Raw genomic sequence first — 19,380 nt, 5'->3', positions numbered from 1 at the left:
TTGCAGGAGCCGGCAAGCCGGCTCCTGCAAATCATCTTAGATGCTGAGCCGCATCGACAAATCCACCGCCTTCACATCCTTGGTCATCGCGCCGATCGAAATGTAGTCCACCCCGGTCTCGGCAATGGGCAGCAGGGTGCTTTCATTGATCCCGCCGCTGGCTTCCAGCTTGGCCTTGCCGCCGTTCAGGCGCACGGCTTCACGCATATCCTCCAGGCTCAACTCGTCGAGCATGATGATATCGGCGCCTGCCGCCAGGGCTTCGCGCAGTTCCCCCAGGCTTTCCACTTCGATTTCCACCGGCTTGCCGGGTGCTATCTTGTGGGCGGCCGTGATCGCCTGGGCAATGCCACCACAGGCCGCGATATGGTTTTCCTTGATCAGGAACGCGTCGTATAGACCGATACGGTGGTTGTGGCAGCCACCGCAGGTGACCGCGTACTTTTGCGCCAGGCGCAGGCCCGGCAGCGTTTTGCGGGTATCCAGCAGCTTGACCTGGGTGCTGGCGACAAAATCCGCCAGGAATTGGGCGCGGGTAGCGACTCCGGACAGCAACTGCAAGAAGTTCAGCGCGCAACGTTCGCCACTGAGCAGCGAACGTGCCGGGCCTTCAAGGTGGAACAGCGCCTGGTTGGGGTTGACGCGTTCACCGTCGGCCACCTGCCAATGCACGGCGACCCTAGGGTCCAATTGGCGAAACACAGCGTCGACCCAGGCTGTGCCGGCGATCACTGCAGCGTCACGGGTAATGATGGTGGCCGTCGCCAGCCGCTCGGCCGGGATCAACTGCGCAGTGATGTCGCCGCTGCCGATGTCTTCCAGCAGTGCGCGGCGCACGTTGGCTTCGATTTCGGCGGTGAGGTCGGCAAGACGGAGATTCGGCATAACAGGCTCCACATACAAAGTGTCCCGATTATAGGGGCAGTGTGCGTTCGAACCCAGGCTCGGCACTCATTTACCGCGCAATGCCAGAGTTTGCTGGCGCAACCCCCCTCATTTGCAAGATAATCTCGCGCCTTGCAATTGGCGTCATAGCTTTGACGTTCAGACCAATACCGCCGTTTCAGGAGGCCAGGATGCACAATGACGGAAAGGTGGTGCCAATCAATCGGGCACAAGCCACGCCATCGCCACTCGCCCGACTGCCGGTGGTGTTGCTGCAGGTCCGTGACAAGGCGGCGCAACAGTTGCAGCAAGGGCTGCAGGACCTGTTCGATAACGCCGACGACACGTTGTTCGAGATGGCCGACAAGGCGCGCAACAACCTGGATCACCATATTTTCTTTGAAGCCATGCGCGACCTGCGCCTTAAGCGCAAGAATTTCGAACGCGTGTTCATGGAGCGTCTGTTCGAAGCCTTTGCCAGCCTGGGTCAGGCGGGGCGAGGCGAGTTGCAACTGGTGCCGGTGGTGTCCTATGACGCCGCACCGGGATCATCCAAGGATGACCTCGAAAAAGCCGTGGCGCTGGAAGCCATGCTGGGTCGGGTCCGGCACCGTGATGGACTGGCCCTGGCGCAACTCACGGCGCGTTTGAGCGTGTTGCTCGGCAACCGCCTGGATGATCGTGAGAATCCCTTGGGACCTGCGCTGCTTTGCGAGTTTTTCCTGCGGGCGGGGCGCAGTCTGGGCGTGGAGATCCGCGTCAAACTGATCATGCTCAAGCTGTTTGAAAAATACGTGCTCAGCGATGCCGACCAACTCTACGGCGAAGCCAATCAACTGCTGGTGGCAACGGGCGTATTGCCCGAGCTCAAGGCCATACCGTCGCGTCGCGCTGATGGGCGTGCGGAACGTGAACATGCGCAAGCAGCAAGCTTGCCGGCCGCCGACCTGCCCGTCGACGAAAATGGCCAGGAAGCGTTCGCCGCGCTCCAACAGCTGCTTACGGCAGTGCGTGGTAGCGTGGCGCCGACGCTTGAGGCCAGCGCCGAGCCGCAGCCCATTTCCACCCGTGACCTGCTGCGCCTGCTCTCTCACTTGCAGCAATACGTACCGGAGCCCGAGGCCGAAGACGACTTCGACCTGCGTAGCCAGCTTGAACAGTTGCTCACCCGCCTCAGTGTCAAGAGTGGCAAGTCGCGGGTGGTAGAGGATGCGGATGAAGACGTGATCAATCTGGTCGCGCTGCTGTTCGAGTTCATCCTCAACGACCGCGCCGTGCCTGATACCTTCAAGGCCTTGATCGGTCGCCTGCAGATCCCGATGCTCAAGGTGGCGTTGCTGGACAAGAGCTTTTTCAGTCGCGCCAGCCACCCGGCGCGGCGCCTGCTCAACGAAATCGCGGCCGCCGCCCTGGGCAGCAGCCCCAGCGAAGACTACCAGCGCGACCACCTCTACCTGCGCATCGAGCAGGTCGTGCAGCGCCTGCTCAACGAATTTGTCGAAGACCCGGCGATTTTTTCCCAGTTGCTCGCCGAATTCAGCACGTTTACCGCCGATGAGCGGCGTCGCAGTGACTTACTTGAACAACACACCCGCGATGCCGAAGCCGGGCGCGTGCGCACCGAAGTTGTTCGCCAGCGTGTGGCGGATGTCATGAATAAGCGATTGTTGGGCAAGGTCCTGCCGCGTCCGGTCGTGCAGTTCCTGCAGCAAGCCTGGAGCCAGGTGCTGTTGCTGGCCAACCTAAAGCACGGCGAGCAGTCTGTGCAGTGGCAGGCGGGGCTGCGCACCATGGACGAGTTGATCTGGAGTGTCGGCCTGCAGCAGGACACCGAGGCCGGGCGCCATTTGCTAGAGCAACTGCCAGGCCTGCTCAAGGCGTTGCGCGACGGTCTGACCAGCGCCGCGTTCGACCCCTTCAGCACGCGCGAATTCTTTGTGCGCTTGCAGGCCCTGCATGTCCAGGCACCTGAAGGCATCGATGAGTGGGTCGAAGTGCGCGAGCCGTTTGTACTGAGTGCGACTTCACCGGATGCCATCGCCGACCTGCCGGACAACGACCCCGACCTGCTCAAGGCTCATCAACTCAAGGTGGGCAGTTGGGTGGTCTTCCAGGAAAGCGACGCCGATACGCTGCGGTGCAAGCTGACGGCGATCATGGCGCCGGCCAATGCCTATGTGTTCACCAGTCGCACGGGGCTCAAAGTCTTGGAGAAGAGCGCCGGCCAACTGGCGTTGGCGTTCAAGCGTGGAGCGCTGCATACCCTGGATGACGGACCGTCGTTCGAGCGCGCGCTGGCCGCGGTGGTGGGCAAGCTGCGTCAACTCAATCGCGGCAAGTGATCGCAACCGGAGGGTCGAACGCGGCATACTGGTCACACTTTGTCTCGTTCAAGGAACCTGTATGCAGTTGGACCCCGCCAGCGGTTGGTGCGAGGGCATCCGCCATTGCCCTTCGCCCAACTTCAACGAGCGCCCCGCAGGCGAAATCTCACTGTTGGTGGTGCATAACATCAGCCTGCCACCGGCGCAGTTTGCCACGGGCAAAGTGCAGGAATTTTTCCAGAATCGCCTGGATGTCACGGAGCATCCCTACTTTGAAGGGATTGCCGACCTACGGGTGTCTGCGCATTTTCTGATTGAGCGCGATGGCGCGGTGACGCAGTTTGTGTCCTGCCTTGACCGGGCCTGGCATGCCGGGATCTCGCAGTTCGAAGGACGGGACACCTGCAATGACTTTTCCCTGGGGATAGAGCTGGAGGGCACGGATGATCAGCCGTTCACGGATGCCCAATATGTGTCCCTGACCGATCTGACCCGCCAACTGCTGGCGGCTTACCCAGGTATCACGCCCCAGCGCATTTGTGGACACAGCGATATCGCGCCGGGACGCAAGTCCGATCCCGGCCCCGCTTTTGATTGGGCGCGCTTTCGCAGCGCCCTGCAGCATGGAGGACACGCACGATGAGTTTCCTGGTGTTGGTGCTGGCCGTATGGATCGAGAAATTCTCGGCCCTGCGCCAGCGTTTGCAGCGTGATGGCGGTTGGCTGCGCGAGCTGGGCAAGCTGGAATCGAGCCCACGCATGGGCAAGCAGCCTTGGCTGATTCTGACCCTGCTGGTGTTGCTGCCGGTGGCCTTGCTGGCGTTGTTGCTGCTGGTGCTGGAACCGGTGGCCTATGGCCTGTTGGCGCTGCCGGTGCACCTGTTGATCGTTATCTACAGCCTGGGCCGCGGTGACCTGCTCGCCGGGCTCGGTCCGTTTCGCGATGCCTGGCGGCGTGGCGACCTGCAGGCCGCCGAGCATGTGGCCGAACGTGACCTGAGCCTGAGCGCCGAGAGTGGCGAGCAATTGCTGGAGCGCGTGCAGGGCCATTTGTTGTGGCAGGCCTACCAGAGCTTTTTCGCAGTGATTTTCTGGTACTTCCTGCTGGGCCCGGTTGCCGCGCTGGCGTATCGCCTGCTCGCTCTGGCCAGTGAACACAGCAAGAACCCGCTGGTGGCCGAGCGTGCGGGCCAATTGCGCCACGCGTTTGACTGGCTGCCGGTACGCTTGCTGGCGGCCAGCTTTGCCTTGGTGGGCAACTTCGTCGCGGTCGGTCGTGTGATGCTGCATGAGTTGTTGAGTTGGGACATCAGTGCCGCCGAGTTGGTGGAGAAAGTCGGCCTGGTTGCCGCCGAAATCCCGCCGCCAGCGGTAGGCCCCGACGGCATCAGTAGCCTCGACCGGCTCTGGGAACTGCTGCTGCGCGCGGCGGTGCTGTGGTATGCCGGGTTTGCGATCTGGACCGTCTTGCCCTGACTGCGAACACGGTCAAAAAAATGTGGGAGCGGGCTTGCTCGCGAATGCGGTATATCAGTCGATGAGTCTTTGACTGACACACTGCATTCGCGAGCAAGCCCGCCCCCACATTTGTTTTTGCCGCGCCCTTCCTGTCGTTAACCTTAAGTTACAAAACTCCCTGTCAAATTGAGCTATACAGATGCTGGCTAACTGCCGCCCTGCGCCTCAATAAAAATAAAAGAAAGGGAGTTCACCTGTGAAGAGCTTGCTCTATCCCGCCGTCGCGCTGATGAATCGCCTGAGCTTCGGCATGAAGTTCAGCTTGATCAGCGTGTTATTCCTGCTGCCCATGCTGGCGACCAACTATTACCTGGTGCGTGATTCATGGCGTGAGTTCCAAGGTACGCGCGTAGAACTGCAAAGCCTCGACTTGCTCGGCAGCAGCCTGGCCCTGCGTCGCGACCTGGAAACGCTCAATAACCAAGTGCAGATCAACGCCACCCTCGGCCAGTCCGGCAAGGCCGGCGACCTTGAAGGCAAGATCAGCGCCCTGGAGCAACACGTGCTGAACCGCCTGCAAGGCCTCGACGCCATGGCCACCGAGCCCGAGCAAATCGCCGCTTTTGACGCCAAGCGCAATGAGTTGATCGCTGCTTTCAAGGCCCAGCAGCAGGAAACGTCGCTGTTGAGCAAAAGTGCGCTGATCGGCAAGTTGCTCAACAAGGCGCAGATGCTCAGCCAGATCATTGCCAGCCAATCCGGTTTGAGCCGCGACCCCCAGAGCGACCTGCGCCAACTCAGCGAGCTGGTCACCAGTGTCACGCCGCACGTCACCCAGACCCTTGGCGAAGGTCGTGCGATGGGCGCGTATTCCCTGGGCCAGGGCTTTCTCAATTCGTCATCCAGCACACGTTTTGACGAATTGTTGCAGCAGTTGGAAAAACTCCAGGCCGAATATGGCCTGAAGTTGCAGGATGCCCTGGGTTCCAGTAACGCTGCTCATACGGCCCTCGACAGCCTGGCCAAGGCCAGCAACGCCAGCCTCAAGCACGCCAGCGAGTTGTTTGAGGAGCAGGTGGTGATGGCCGAAACCCTCGACGCGCCCTGGCAGGGTTTTTACGACAGCGTCAGCCAGTTGATGGCCCAGACCTACCAGCTCGATGACGCCACCCTGACGTTCCTCGGCCAGCAGTTGGAGCAACGCCTGGCGCAGAATCGCACGCACATGGTGGTGCTGGTCTCGGCCCTGACAGCGGTGTTCTTGCTGATCTTCTATCTGTACGCCGGGTTCTACGCCTCCACGCGCACCACGCTGCGCCGCCTGGGCGCGATGATGGACAAAGTGGCGGCCGGTGACATGACCGTCACTTTTGTCGCCCATAGCCGCGACGAGCTGGGTGACCTGGGTCAGGTATTCAATGGCACCGTGGCGAAGATCCATGACCTGATCGAGCGTGTCGGGCATACCGTCACCCAGGTCGAGTTGCAGGCTGGGCAGGTGGAAGCTGTGTCGGCCCAGAGCAATCAGGCGGTGTCGGGCCAACGTACGCAGATCGAGCAGGTGGCGACGGCCATGAACCAGATGTCCTCGACTGCCCAGGAGGTTGCGCGCAATGCGGCGGCGGCGGTCAGCAGTGCCCACAGCGTCAACGATGAAACCGTCAGCGGCCGTGGCCTGGTGCAATCCCAACAGGGCAGCATCGCGCGGCTTGCTTTGGAGATCGATCAGTCAGTGCGGGTGATCAACCAGTTGGCCACCGACAGCCAGTCCATCAGCAGCGTGTTGGAGGTGATCAAAAGCATCGCCGAGCAAACCAACCTGCTGGCGCTCAACGCCGCCATCGAGGCCGCACGCGCCGGTGAGCAGGGGCGGGGTTTTGCGGTGGTCGCCGATGAGGTGCGCACCCTGGCCCGGCGCACCCAGCACTCCACAGAAGAAATCGAACAGATGATCAGCCGCTTGCACGGCGGCGTGGCAGCGGCAGTCAAGGCCATGGGCAGTAGCCATGAAATGGCCAATGGCACCGTGGGTCAGTCGGAAAAGGTCCAGCAGGCCCTGGAAAATATCCTCGGCGCCGTAGGAATGATCGTCGACCAGAACCAGCAGATTGCCGCCGCCGTGGAGCAACAGACCGCTGTCGCCCACGATATCGACCAGAATATCGTTGCAATCAATCGTGCCGGCGAACATGCCGCCGAAGGCGCGCATCAAACCGAAGCGGCGAGCCGGCAGTTGTCGATGCAGGTCATCGAGTTGAAGCAATTGATCGGTGCGTTTCGCGTGTGAGACCTAGTTGTAGGATTTATCGTTTGCTGGCGTGGTGCCCGTCCTGATTTCGCGGCGTCTCTTTTCTGGGTCCCTGAATGGGTGAAAATTGTTTCACTCGATTTCACGCTTAGAGGAGGCACAGCGATGAACGCTGTAATCGGCATCAAGGGGCACTGCGCTCATTGCGACATCACCTTCAATCTCAAGCCTTGGCAAGTGAATGCCATCGCGATTGAGGAGCCATTTGATTGCCCGTATTGCCAGTGGATACTCCAGTTGAACTGTCCTCGGCAGTTGCGCCAGTTCAGGTCCCTGGACCATTGGGCGCTGGTACAGCCGAGCATGGTAGTGCTGACCTGCACGGTGCTGATCGTGGCATTGGTGACCGAGTGGGTAGGGCTGATCAGTGTGATCGGCCAGTTCAACATTTCGCTGGTGGTGGTGCTGGTGCATTTCCTGGTGTTGCGATACGCCCGGTATCGCCAGCGCATAACCCTGGACCTGCAACTGGCTACGCCGTCACTGCCAATTGAACAGCTCGCACGCATTGCGTGTGCTCGCCTCAGCCAGCAATAGGGGGGTGGTGCCCATACGCTCGGCGAGGGCTACGCAAATGTCTGGCAGGTGTTCCGGGCTGTTGCGTTGACCGGGGTACATGGCGGGCGCCATATCGGGTGAGTCGGTTTCCAGCACCACCGCGTCGAGCGGCAGTTGCGCTAGCACCTTGTGCATGCGCAGGGCCTGGGGCCAAGTGGCGGCGCCGCCCAAGCCCAGCTTGAAACCTAGCTTGATGTACTCACGGGCTTCTTCGCGGCTACCGGCAAACGCATGGATGATGCCGCCACGCGGCAGGCGGATGCGCTTGAGGGTGGCGATTACCGCAGCGTGACTGCGACGTACATGCAGCAACGCTGGCAATTGTACGTCCACCGCCAGCTTGAGTTGGGCTTCAAACAGGCGTTGCTGGCGGTCGCGGTCCAGTTGTTCGAGGAAGTAATCCAGGCCGATCTCGCCGACCGCGCACAGTTGTCGGTGGCCCTGCAGGCGCGTCAACCAGTCGCCCAATTCCGTGAGGTCGGCGGGGCGATGCTCATCGAGGTACACCGGGTGCAGGCCAAAGGCAGCGAACAAACCTTCGTCCGCCTGCACCAGGTCCCACAGGCGCTGCCAATTCTGCTGATATACACCCAACACCACCATGCGCCGCACGCCCAGTGTGCGGCTGTTTGCAAGGACGTCCCGGCGGTCGCTGTCGAAATCCGGGAAGTCCAGGTGGGTGTGGGTGTCGATCAGCTCCACGCTCACGCCTCGTGAATACGCTGCTTGAAGGTTCGACCGATGGCATGCACGCCGGGTTGATACTGTTCTTCTTCGATCGCGGCCAGGGCCAGGCGCAGGGCGGTATCGGCGATCAGCTGGTGCTGCTGGGCCATGGCATTGACCGGCAACGGCAGGAAGTCCAGCAACTGCGTGTCACCAAAAGTGCCCAGGCGCAGCGGCCGTGACTTGAGCGGGAAGTCATGCAAGGCGTCGAACACGCCTTGCAGCAGCACGTAGGAGGTGGTCACTAGCGCGTCAGGCAAATGCCCCAGTTGTTGCAGAAGTTGCTCCATCAGCTGTCGGCCGCAGTCGCGGCTGAAGGCTTCAGCGTGTTCGATGATCACTTCGCCGGTGAACCCTTCGAGGGCCTCACGGAAACCCGCGGCACGTTCCTGACTGATGCTCAGCTCGGGCCGTGCGCCGATCAGCACGATTTGCTTGGGCAACGGTTGCAGCAGGCTGCTGGTCAGTTGCTGGCAGGCTTGGCGGTCGTCGCTGACCACCGAGCAAAACTGGTCCGAGCCCATCACCCGGTCGATGGCAATCACCGGCAGGCCCTTGGCTTGTAGCTCGCGGTAACTGTCATCGCTGGCCGGCAGGCAACTGGCGACAAACAGCGCATCACAACGGCGGGCGCGAAACAGTTGCAGCAATTGGCGCTCGCTGTCGGCATCGTCGTCGGAGCTGGCGATCAGCAACTGGTAGCCGCGCGCCCGTGCGCCTTGCTCCAGGAGCTTGGCGATGCGTGCGTAACTGGGGTTTTCCAGGTCGGGCAGGATAAAGCCCAAGGTGCGCGTGTGCCGACTGCGCAGCCCGGCGGCCTGTGGGTTTGGGGTAAAGCCGTGGGCTTGGACCACAGCACGCACCCGTTCAACGGTGGCGTTGCTGATGCGTTGCTGTTCGGCCTTGCCATTGATGACGTAGCTGGCGGTGGTCACGGACACACCGGCGAGACGTGCGATATCACTGAGTTTCAAACCGGGATTTCCTTGTTTTCTGAAGCTTGCCCCGACATTTTGTCCAATCGTAACCGATTCCAGCACCCGACTAATGTCTCAGCTCAAGTGCCGAGTGGTTCTTCAATGAGGCGCAATTAACGCGTAGTCTTCCGTAAACTCTAGATTAAACGTTTCAGCCAGCGTATTTTTACGACGTTCGCGACTGAGTAGCTACTGCCAATTGACTGCTCAGTCAGTTAATCATGAACACCCTTACACTGTTTGTTTAAAACAATACCTAGTGCGCCCCTGCACTAACTAGGAGAACGGCATGCTTGAGCTCACTGTAGAGCAGATTTCCATGGGCCAGGTGGCTGTGGACAAATCTGCTGCCTTGCACCTGCTCGCTGACAAACTGGTGGCCGACGGCCTGGTCGCCGAGGGTTACCTCAGCGGTTTGCAAGCCCGTGAAGCCCAAGGCTCGACCTTCCTCGGCCAAGGTATTGCCATCCCCCACGGCACCCCTGAAACCCGCGACCAGGTGTTTTCCACCGGTGTGCGCCTGCTGCAGTTCCCCGAAGGGGTGGACTGGGGCGACGGCCAGGTTGTGTACCTGGCTATCGGCATTGCAGCCAAGTCCGACGAGCACCTGCGCCTGTTGCAACTGCTCACCCGCGCCCTTGGTGAAACCGACCTGGGCCAGGCCCTGCGCCGCGCCGGCAGCGCCGAAGCCTTGCTGAAACTGTTGCAGGGCGCACCGCAGGAACTGGCGCTGGATGCGCAGATGATCAGCCTGGGCGTGTCCGCCGATGACTTTGAAGAACTGGTATGGCGCGGCGCACGCCTGTTGCGTCAGGCCGATTGTGTGAGCAATGGTTTCGCCGCCGTGTTGCAGCAAGTGGATGCACTGCCCCTTGGTGACGGCTTGTGGTGGCTGCACAGCGAGCAGACCGTCAAGCGCCCGGGCCTGGCGTTTGTCACCCCGGACAAACCCATGCGCTACCTCGGCCAACCGCTTAATGGCCTGTTCTGCCTGGCCAGCCTCGGTGAGGCCCACCAGACCCTGCTCGAACGCTTGTGCGCCTTGCTGATCGAAGGGCGCGGCCACGAACTTGGCCGCGCCACCAGCAGCCGCGCCGTGCTCGAAGTGCTCGGCGGCGAACTGCCGCCCGATTGGCCCAGCGTGCGCATCACCCTCGCCAACGCCCACGGTCTGCATGCGCGGCCGGCGAAGATCCTCGCGCAATTGGCGAAAAGTTTTGAGGGCGATATCCGCGTGCGCATCGTCGATGGCCCGGTAGGCGCGGTGTCGGTGAAAAGCCTGAGCAAGCTGCTGAGCCTCGGCGCGCGGCGCGGCCAGGTGCTGGAATTTGTCGCCGAGCCGAGCATTGCTGGCGACGCACTGCCCGCGCTCTTGGCGGCGGTTGAAGAAGGCCTCGGCGAAGACGTCGAGCCACTGCCGACCCCGGGCGCCCAGCCCGAAGCCCTCGATATCGAACAGGTGATCAGCGCGCCATTGGCCGGCAGCCAGATCCAGGCTATCGCCGCCGCGCCAGGCATCGCCATCGGCCCTGCGCATATTCAGGTTCAGCAAACCTTCGATTACCCGCTGCGCGGCGAGTCCTCGGCCATCGAGCGTCAGCGCCTGCACAGCGCCCTGGCCGAGGTTCGCCGCGACATCCAGCGCCTGATCGAGCGCAGCCAGTCCAAGGCAATCCGCGAGATTTTCATCACCCACCAGGAAATGCTCGACGACCCGGAACTCACCGACGAAGTCGACACCCGTCTCAAGCAAGGCGAAAGCGCTGAAGCGGCGTGGATGAGTGTGATCGAAGCGGCCGCCAAGCAGCAGGAGTCGCTGCAGGATGCTTTGCTCGCCGAACGTGCCGCCGACCTGCGTGACATTGGTCGCCGCGTGCTGGCGCAACTGTGTGGCGTCGAAACCGCCCAGGAGCCGAGCGAACCTTACATTCTGGTGATGGACGAAGTCGGTCCGTCCGATGTGGCCCGCCTGGACCCGGCGCGCGTCGCTGGCATCCTCACCGCCCGTGGCGGCGCGACGGCCCATAGCGCCATTGTCGCCCGTGCGCTGGGTATTCCGGCGTTGGTCGGTGCCGGTCCGACGGTGTTGCTGCTGGCCGCCGGTACGCCGTTGTTGCTGGATGGCCAGCGCGGCCGCCTGCATGTGGACGCCGACGCCGCTACCCTGCAGCGCGCAACGGTCGGGCGCGACACCCGCGAACAACGCTTGCAAGCCGCCTCGGCGCAGCGCCATGAGCCGGCCCTGACCCGCGACGGGCATGCCGTGGAAGTGTTCGCCAACATCGGCGAAAGCGCTGGCGTGGCGAGCGCGGTGGAGCAGGGTGCCGAAGGCATTGGCTTGCTGCGCACCGAACTGATTTTCATGGCCCACCCGCAAGCGCCGGACGAGGCCACCCAGGAAGCTGAATACCGTCGCGTCCTCGATGGCCTCGCCGGTCGCCCGCTGGTGGTGCGCACCCTCGATGTGGGCGGCGACAAACCGCTGCCGTATTGGCCGATTGCCCAGGAAGAAAACCCCTTCCTTGGCGTGCGCGGCATTCGACTGACCTTGCAGCGCCCGCAGATCATGGAAGCGCAGTTGCGTGCGCTGCTGCGTTCTGCGGATAACCGCCCGCTGCGCATCATGTTTCCCATGGTCGGCAGCGTCGATGAATGGCGCGCAGCCCGCGACATGACCGAGCGCCTGCGCCTGGAGATCCCGGTGGCGGACCTGCAACTGGGCATCATGATCGAAGTGCCGTCGGCGGCATTGCTCGCGCCGGTCTTGGCCAAGGAAGTCGACTTTTTCAGCGTCGGCACCAACGACCTGACCCAGTACACCCTGGCCATCGACCGTGGCCACCCGACCCTGTCGGCCCAGGCCGATGGCCTGCACCCGGCGGTGCTGCAACTGATCGACATCACCGTGCGCGCCGCCCATGCCCATGGCAAATGGGTCGGCGTGTGCGGCGAGCTGGCAGCGGACCCGTTGGCGGTGCCGGTGCTGATCGGCCTGGGCGTTGATGAGCTGAGCGTGTCGGCTCGCAGCATTCCCGAAGTGAAGGCGCGCGTGCGCGAATTCAGTCTGAGCGAGGCCCAGGGCCTGGCGCAACAAGCACTGGCGGTGGGCTCGCCCGCCGAAGTGCGAGCCCTAGTGGAGGCCGTGTAGATGGCAAGGATTCTGACCCTGACGCTGAACCCGGCGTTGGACCTGACGGTACGCCTGGCGCGCCTGGAGCCGGGTGAAGTCAACCGCAGCGAAACCCTGCTGACGCATGCGGCCGGCAAGGGGGTGAATGTGGCTCAGGTGTTGGCCGATCTGGGCCATGAACTGACCGTGGGCGGCTTCCTCGGCGACGGCAACCCGCAGGCCTTCGAAGCGCTGATTGCACAGCGTGGTTTTACTGATGCGTTTATCCGCGTGCCCGGTGAAACCCGCAGCAATATCAAGATTGCCGAGCAGGATGGCCGGGTCACCGACATCAATGCACCGGGGCCGCAGGTGACGGAGCAGGCGCAAAGCGCGTTGCTGGAAAAACTGGCGCAGATTGCCCCCGACTTTAATGCCGTGGTGGTGGCCGGCAGCTTGCCGCGCGGTGTTAGCCCGCAGTGGTTTCAAGGGCTGTTGGAACAGTTGAAACGCTGTGGCTTGAAAATCGCCCTGGACACCAGCGGCGAAGCGCTGCGCGCCGGTTTGAAAGCGGGCCCGTGGCTGGTCAAACCCAATACCGAAGAACTGGCCGATGCGCTGGGTAATGCCCCGGATGCCATCAGCCAATTGCATCAACAAGGTGTGGAACACGTGGTGGTTTCCGACGGTGCCGCCGGCGTGAGCTGGTACAGCCCAGGCGCATCGCTGCACGCCACACCGCCCAAGGTCGCGGTCGCCAGCACCGTCGGCGCCGGCGACTCGCTACTGGCCGGGATGCTCCACGGTCTGCTCACGGGTGATACGCCGGAGCAAACCTTGCGCCGCGCCACGGCGATTGCCGCGCTGGCGGTGACGCAAATCGGTTTTGGCATCAGCGATGACGCGCAATTGGTGCGCCTCGAAAGCGGCGTTCTTGTGCGCACGCTGACAGAACAATAAGAGGGTTTGTGATGAAGTTAGCCATTGTTACTGCCTGCCCGAACGGCATGGTCACCAGTGTGCTGTGCGCCCGCTTGTTGGACGCCGCCGCGCAGCGCCAGGGCTGGAGCACCAGTGTGGAAGTGGTGGATGTGCAGCGCCCAGAGCGTCAATTGTCCCAGGCGGTCATTGATGACGCCGAATGGGTGTTGCTGGTCAGCAGCACCCCGGTCGATATGCAGCGGTTTGTCGGCAAGCGTGTGTTCCAGAGCACACCGGCCCAGGCCCTGGCAGATGTCGACGCCGTACTGCGTCGCGGCGCTGAAGAAGCCCAGGTGTATGTCGCTACGCAGCAGGCGGCCAAGAATGCACCGCGTATCGTTGCCATCACCGCCTGCCCAACCGGCGTGGCACACACCTTTATGGCCGCCGAAGCCTTGCAGCAGACGGCCAAGCGGCTGGGCTACGACTTGCAGGTCGAGACTCAAGGTTCGGTCGGTGCGCGCACGCCCTTGAGTCCGCAGGCTATCGCCGACGCCGACGTGGTGTTGTTGGCGGCGGATATCGAAGTCGCCACCGAGCGCTTTGCCGGCAAAAAGATCTACCGTTGCGGCACTGGCATTGCCCTCAAGCAATCCGAAGCCACCCTCAACAAGGCCCTTGCTGAAGGCGCGGTGGAAAGCGCGGCCAGCGGTGCCGTGGCCAAGAAGGAAAAAACCGGCGTCTACAAACACCTGCTCACCGGGGTGTCGTTCATGTTGCCGATGGTGGTGGCGGGCGGGTTGTTGATTGCCTTGTCCTATATGTTCGGCATCACGGCGTTTGAAGAGCAAGGCACCCTGGCCGCCGCGTTGAAAACGGTGGGTAACCAGGCCTTCATGTTGATGGTGCCGCTGCTGGCAGGCTACATCGCCTACTCCATTGCCGATCGTCCCGCCCTGGCCCCCGGTATGATCGGCGGGTTGCTGGCGACGACCCTGGGTGCAGGCTTCATCGGTGGGATATTTGCCGGTTTCCTGGCCGGTTATTGCGTCAAGCTGATCACCCGCGCGGTCAAATTGCCGCAAAGCCTGGATGCGCTCAAACCGATCCTGATCATTCCGTTGCTGGCGAGCCTGTTCACCGGCCTTGCGATGATCTATCTGGTCGGGCCGCCGGTGGCGCGCATGCTGGTGAGCCTGACGGGATTCCTCAACAATATGGGCACCGCCAACGCCGTGCTACTGGGTGTGCTGTTGGGCGGCATGATGTGCGTCGACCTTGGCGGGCCGATCAACAAGGCCGCCTACGCGTTCTCGGTCGGCATGCTCGCCGAGCACAGTGGCGCGCCGATAGCCGCGGTGATGGCCGCGGGCATGGTGCCGCCGATCGGCATGGGCATCGCCACCTTCCTGGCGCGCCGTAAGTTTGCCCAGACGGAGCGTGAGGCCGGCAAGGCGGCGATCATTCTCGGCATGGTGTTTATTTCCGAGGGCGCCATTCCCTTCGCGGCCAAAGATCCGCTGCGCGTGATCCCGGCCAGCATCGCCGGTGGCGCGTTGGCCGGTGCCTTGTCGATGTACTTTGGTTGCAAACTGGCAGCGCCCCACGGCGGGCTGGCGGTGCTGGTGATCCCGAATGCGATGAACCATGCGTTGCTGTATTTGCTGGCAATCGTTGCCGGTAGCCTGCTGACGGGGTTGGTGTACGCGCTGATCAAACGCCCCGAAGCGCAAGAGCTGGCCGTCGCCCCCGCCTGACCCTGTAGGAGCCGGCTTGCCGGCGATGGCGATCTTGCAATTCATGCAGGATCCAAGGGCCTCATCGCCGGCAAGCCGGCTCCTACAGAGGGGTGTCATCTGGCTTTCATCCCGACGTGGTTAAGTTTCCCTTTTGATACTCAAGAGGGCACCTGCATGAGCCACTTCGATCTCGGCCGCCGCCGCGTGATGCAAGCCGTCGGCGCCGGCCTGTTGTTGCCGGGCCTGGCCCCGGCGGTGATCGCCTCGGTCAAGGACCGGCCGCAACTCACCGACGGCGTGCAGTCCGGCGACCTGCTCGGTGATCGCGCCATGATCTGGAGCCGCAGCGACCGCCCGGCCCGCATGGTGGTGGAGTGGGACACCCGCAGCGTCTTCAGCAACCCGCGCCGGTTCATCTCGCCCCTGGCTGACAATCGCACCGACTTCACCGCCCGCGTCGAACTCACCGGGCTGCCCGCCGACCAGGCGATTTTCTATCGCGTGCACTTCGAAGACGCCCAGACCGGCGTCGCCAGTGAACCCTGGTTCGGCCACCTGCGCAGCGTGCCGCAACAGCGCCGCGATATCCGTTTTGTGTGGAGCGGCGACACCGTCGGCCAGGGCTTCGGCATCAACCCGGACATCGGCGGCATGCGTATCTATGAAGCCATGCGCCTGCGCTTGCCGGATTTCTTTATCCACAGCGGCGACACCATCTACGCCGACGGTCCGGTGCCGGCACAGCTTACGGTCGAAGACGGGCGTATCTGGCGCAACATCACCACCGAAGCCAAGAGCAAGGTTGCCGAAACCCTGGATGAGTATCGCGGTAATTACCGCTACAACCTGATGGATGAAAACGTCCGTCGCTTCAACGCCGAAGTGCCGCAGATCTGGCAATGGGACGACCACGAAGTGGTGAACAACTGGTCGCCGAGCAAGCAACTGGACGAGCGTTACCAGACAAAGGACATCAACACCTTGGTGGGCCGTGCGCGCCAGGCCTGGCTGGAATATTCACCGATGCGCCGGCAGAGCGCCGACGGCGGCGGGCGGATTTATCGCAAGCTCAGTTATGGTCCGCTGCTGGATGTGTTCGTGCTGGACATGCGCAGCTATCGCGGACCGAACGATGACAACCTGGGCGGTGAAAAACCCTTCCTTGGCCGCGAGCAGTTGGATTGGCTCAAGCGTGAACTCAAGGCGTCTCAGGCGCAGTGGAAGGTGATCGCCGCCGACATGCCCATCGGCCTCGGCGTGCCCGACGGTGAGGTCAGCCCCGGTGTGGCGCGTTGGGAAGCCATCGCCAACAACGATCCGGGTGCGCCGCAAGGGCGCGAGCTGGAAATTGCCGAGTTGCTGGGCTTTTTAAGGGCGCAAAAAGTACGCAACCATGTGTGGCTGACGGCCGACGTGCATTACTGCGCCGCGCACCACTATCACCCGGATCGCGCGGCGTTCCAGGATTTCGAACCGTTCTGGGAATTTGTCGCCGGGCCTTTGAATGCGGGGAGTTTCGGGCCTAATCCGCTGGATAAGACCTTTGGGCCTGAGGTGGTGTTCGAGAAGGCGCCGCCGGCGCAGAACACTTCGCCGTTTGCGGGCTTTCAGTTTTTTGGTGAGGTGCAGATTGATGGGCAGACGGCGGAGTTGACCGTAATCCTGCGCGACCTGGATGGCGTCTCGGTATTCGAACAAAAGCTACAACCCGCCTAAACCCCGCCCCCTGTAGGCGCCGGCAAGCCGGCTCCTACAGTAGAGGGGGGAGGTCAGTAGACGTCGCGGCGATAGCGGCCTTGCTCGATCAGCCGATCCACCGCTTCACTGCCGAGTATGTCCACCAGCGCCTGGTCCACCCCAGCCGCCATTCCCTGCAAACTCCCGCACACATAAATCGCCGCGCCTTCCGACAGCCACTTGCGCAGTACATCTGCCGATTCACGCAGGCGATCCTGCACGTAGATTTTCTCTTCCTGATCGCGGGAAAACGCCAGGTCCAGCAACGCCAGATCACCACTGGCGAGCCAGCCTTGCAGCTCGTCCTGGCACAGGAAGTCATGCTGGATATTACGTTCGCCGAACAGCAACCAGTTGCGCTGCTGGCCGTCAGCAATACGCGCCTTGAGCAAACTGCGCAGGCCGGCCAGGCCGGTGCCGTTGCCCAGCAGGATGAGTGGCACGGGTACGTCTGGTAGATGGAAACCACTGTTGCGGCGCAGGCGCAGGCTGATGCTAGAGCCGAGGGCGGCATGTTCGGTGAGCCAGCCTGAACCGAGACCCAGGCTACCGTCGGGGTGGCGTTCCTGGCGCACGATCAATTCGAGTACGCCATCGCTGGCAATCGAGGCGATGGAGTATTCGCGCATCCCCAGCGGTACCAGCGCGTCCACCAGCGCCTGGGCATGCAGGCCGACCAGGTGGGCGCGATGCGTCGGCAATTGGCGAGTGGCCAAGGCTTGATCGAGGGTGTGCGCCATGCCGTCGATCAGCACGCCGTCACTGCCGGCCAGGCCCAGGCCTTCGAGGAAGTGCTCGATGGCCCAGGGGCAGTTGCGCGGCAGCACTTCCACCAGGTCGCCGGCCTGCCAGCTTTGCGGTGAAGGCGAGGTAAGGCCCAGCAAATAAACATCCGAGCCCGCGCTGTCGCGGTTGAGCAGGGAGCGTTGGCTCAGTGTCCAGTTTTCGTACTGGGCGGTCGGCCAAGCGGCCGCCGGGGCGTGGCCGGTCAGCTCGCCCAGTTGTTGTTGCCAGTGCAGCAGGGCGGTGGTGTCGCCGCTGTCGACTTCCACCGGGGCAAACAGTGCGTTGCCGCCCTGGTTGGTCAGCCAGAAGTTCAGACGGCGCGCGAAGCCGCAGAAGTGTTCATATTGACGGTCGCCCAGGGCCAGGACCGAGTAGTTCAAACCCTTTAGGGACAGGTCTTGGCCGAGCACACTGCGCTCGAAACCGCGGGCACTGTCGGGCGCTTCGCCGTCGCCGAAGGTGCTGACCACGAACAGCGCATTTTCCGACTGGCGCAGATCATCCTGGCTGACGCTGCCAAGGGACTGCACCTTCACCGGCAAACCAGCCGCCTGCAATTGGCCTGCTGTTTGCCAGGCAAGCTGCTCGGCAAAACCGCTCTGGCTGGCAAAGCCGATCAGCCAGGCTGGCGCATCGCTGGCGTTGGCCGAGAGGCCTTTACGCGCGTCACGCACCTGGCGTTTCTTGCGACGACGGTCCAGGTAAAGCAGCCAACCGGTGATGAAGAACAGCGGCATCAGCACCGAGCTGAGCGTGAGGATGATCCGCCCCGCCAGGCCAAAGTAACTGCCGGTGTGCAGCGCGTAGACGCTGGTCAGCAGTTGCGAGCCGAAGGTCTTGCTGGCGTAGCGGTCATGGGATTTCACCTCGCCGGTCGCCGGGTCCAAGTTGATCTGGTTTAGGGCGCGGTCATGCGGCGAATTGTCCAGCAGGTAGTAGACGGTGGCCGGTTGCCCGGCGACGGCCGGCATGCGGATGTTGTAGGCACTCAAGCCTGGGCCGGCGTTGCTGTAGATGCTGCTCCAGATCGCATCGTAATTGGCTACGGGCGCCGGGCCTTCGGGGGCTGGGCCGCGTTTGCGCACCCGTTCATTCTGTGGGGCGTCGGACAGCAGCTTGGTCAGGCCCTGGCTGTACCAGTCGTAGGACCAATACAAACCGGTCAGTGCCGACAACAGATAGGCCAGCAGGCACCAGGTGCCGAATACCGAGTGCAGGTCCCAGTTGAAGGCCCGGCCCTTTTTGCGCCAGTCCAGGGTCAGCCAGGCCCGCCAGCTCGCCACTTGGCGCGGCCAGCGCAGGTACAGGCCGGAGAGGCAGAAGAACACCAGGATCAGTGTGCAGGCGCCGGTGATGTTGCGCCCGGTATCGCCCATCACCAGGAAACGGTGGAATTGCAGCAGGAAACCGAAGACGTCCTGGCCGACCACGTCGCCCAGGTAGTCGCCGGTGTAGGGGTCGAAATAGCGCAACTGGCCACGGCGTTCGCCGGGTGGCGGGGTGAAGAACACGCGGGCAGCGTTGCCGCTATCGCTCTCGACGAACAGCATGGCCACGGTTTGGCCTTCGATGGCTTCCAGCTTGCGCACCAGCTCGGCGGGCGGCAGTACGCCGGCGTCGCGTTTTTGCACGGTCAGTACGCTGGGGTTGAGCGCCCGCAGTATTTCATCCTGAAACGAGACCGCAGCCCCGGTGATCCCCATCAAGGCCAGCACCAGCCCGGCGGTAATGCCGAAGAACCAGTGCAACTGGAACAGGGTTTTCTTCAACACGTCTGACCGCCTCGTCTATCTGAATATGTAGGGCACGGCGCGCATTATGCCGTGGCTTGTCGAGAAACATTCTGTTTTAC

General features: G+C 62.6%; 13 protein-coding genes and 1 pseudogene. 10 read left to right on the top strand and 4 right to left on the bottom strand.

The window, feature by feature from the left end; translation table 11 throughout:
• Positions 1–36 precede the first annotated feature (36 nt).
• Entirely contained in the window at positions 37–885 is an 849-nt protein-coding gene (gene nadC / locus AC0IYN_RS06255) for a carboxylating nicotinate-nucleotide diphosphorylase (RefSeq protein WP_406599088.1), read from the bottom strand.
• 191 nt (positions 886–1,076) lie between these two features.
• Here nadC and AC0IYN_RS06250 point away from each other — a divergent pair, with 191 nt between their 5' ends.
• The 6 genes and pseudogenes from AC0IYN_RS06250 (at position 1,077) to AC0IYN_RS06225 (ending at position 7,512) form a co-directional block, all read left to right on the top strand.
• The gene (locus AC0IYN_RS06250) at positions 1,077–3,227 is read left to right on the top strand and encodes a DUF1631 domain-containing protein (protein ID WP_471840813.1); all 2,151 of its coding nucleotides are present in this window, start codon (positions 1,077–1,079) and stop codon (positions 3,225–3,227) included.
• Between the two features lie 61 nt (positions 3,228–3,288).
• Positions 3,289–3,852: a 1,6-anhydro-N-acetylmuramyl-L-alanine amidase AmpD gene (gene ampD / locus AC0IYN_RS06245; RefSeq protein ID WP_406599086.1), complete on the top strand. Its 564-nt coding sequence runs from the start codon at positions 3,289–3,291 to the stop codon at positions 3,850–3,852.
• Positions 3,849–4,685, top strand: coding sequence for a regulatory signaling modulator protein AmpE (gene ampE, locus AC0IYN_RS06240; RefSeq protein ID WP_471840812.1), 837 nt, complete (start codon positions 3,849–3,851; stop codon positions 4,683–4,685). Before ampD ends, ampE begins: the two co-directional genes overlap by 4 nt.
• Before the next feature lie 271 nt (positions 4,686–4,956).
• A pseudogene (locus AC0IYN_RS06235) lies at positions 4,957–6,048 on the top strand (methyl-accepting chemotaxis protein); the annotation flags it as partial.
• On the top strand, positions 6,025–6,954 hold the full coding sequence (locus tag AC0IYN_RS06230) for a methyl-accepting chemotaxis protein (RefSeq protein ID WP_406599105.1): 930 nt from the start codon (positions 6,025–6,027) through the stop codon (positions 6,952–6,954). The pseudogene AC0IYN_RS06235 and the gene AC0IYN_RS06230, both read left to right, overlap by 24 nt.
• 126 nt (positions 6,955–7,080) lie before the next feature.
• Positions 7,081–7,512: a hypothetical protein gene (locus AC0IYN_RS06225; protein WP_368984209.1), complete on the top strand. Its 432-nt coding sequence runs from the start codon at positions 7,081–7,083 to the stop codon at positions 7,510–7,512.
• Here the strand turns inward: AC0IYN_RS06225 and AC0IYN_RS06220 are convergent.
• Complete coding sequence (locus AC0IYN_RS06220; protein ID WP_457239303.1) at positions 7,456–8,235, bottom strand: TatD family hydrolase; 780 nt, start codon at positions 8,233–8,235, stop codon at positions 7,456–7,458. The two genes, AC0IYN_RS06225 and AC0IYN_RS06220, sit on opposite strands and share 57 nt — an antisense overlap.
• Positions 8,236–8,237: 2 nt before the next feature.
• A complete protein-coding gene (cra, locus tag AC0IYN_RS06215; RefSeq protein ID WP_406599083.1) occupies positions 8,238–9,233 on the bottom strand; it encodes a catabolite repressor/activator in 996 nt (331 codons plus the stop codon).
• 292 nt (positions 9,234–9,525) lie between these two features.
• Between cra and ptsP the strand changes: the two genes are divergently transcribed.
• The 4 genes from ptsP to AC0IYN_RS06195 all read left to right on the top strand — a co-directional run bounded on the left by ptsP (position 9,526) and on the right by AC0IYN_RS06195 (position 16,721).
• Positions 9,526–12,384 (top strand): phosphoenolpyruvate--protein phosphotransferase, encoded by a 2,859-nt coding sequence (gene ptsP / locus AC0IYN_RS06210; RefSeq protein WP_471840809.1) that lies wholly within the window; start codon positions 9,526–9,528, stop codon positions 12,382–12,384.
• The gene (gene pfkB / locus AC0IYN_RS06205; RefSeq protein WP_406599081.1) at positions 12,385–13,305 is read left to right on the top strand and encodes a 1-phosphofructokinase; all 921 of its coding nucleotides are present in this window, start codon (positions 12,385–12,387) and stop codon (positions 13,303–13,305) included. It begins immediately after the preceding gene.
• Positions 13,306–13,316: 11 nt separating this feature from the next.
• Positions 13,317–15,023, top strand: a complete 1,707-nt coding sequence (locus AC0IYN_RS06200; protein WP_457239300.1) for a PTS fructose-like transporter subunit IIB — start codon at positions 13,317–13,319, stop codon at positions 15,021–15,023.
• Positions 15,024–15,179: 156 nt separating this feature from the next.
• Complete coding sequence (locus AC0IYN_RS06195; protein WP_406599079.1) at positions 15,180–16,721, top strand: alkaline phosphatase D family protein; 1,542 nt, start codon at positions 15,180–15,182, stop codon at positions 16,719–16,721.
• A 53-nt stretch (positions 16,722–16,774) separates the two neighbouring features.
• On the opposite strand, the gene AC0IYN_RS06190 is transcribed toward AC0IYN_RS06195, so the two are convergent.
• The gene (locus AC0IYN_RS06190; RefSeq protein WP_471840808.1) at positions 16,775–19,300 is read right to left on the bottom strand and encodes a PepSY domain-containing protein; all 2,526 of its coding nucleotides are present in this window, start codon (positions 19,298–19,300) and stop codon (positions 16,775–16,777) included.
• Positions 19,301–19,380: the final 80 nt, after the last annotated feature.

The organism is Pseudomonas sp. AC112, assembly GCF_979253545.1.
The sequence above is the reverse complement of the archived record's forward strand: the minus strand, read 5'-3'. Positions and strand labels throughout refer to the sequence as shown.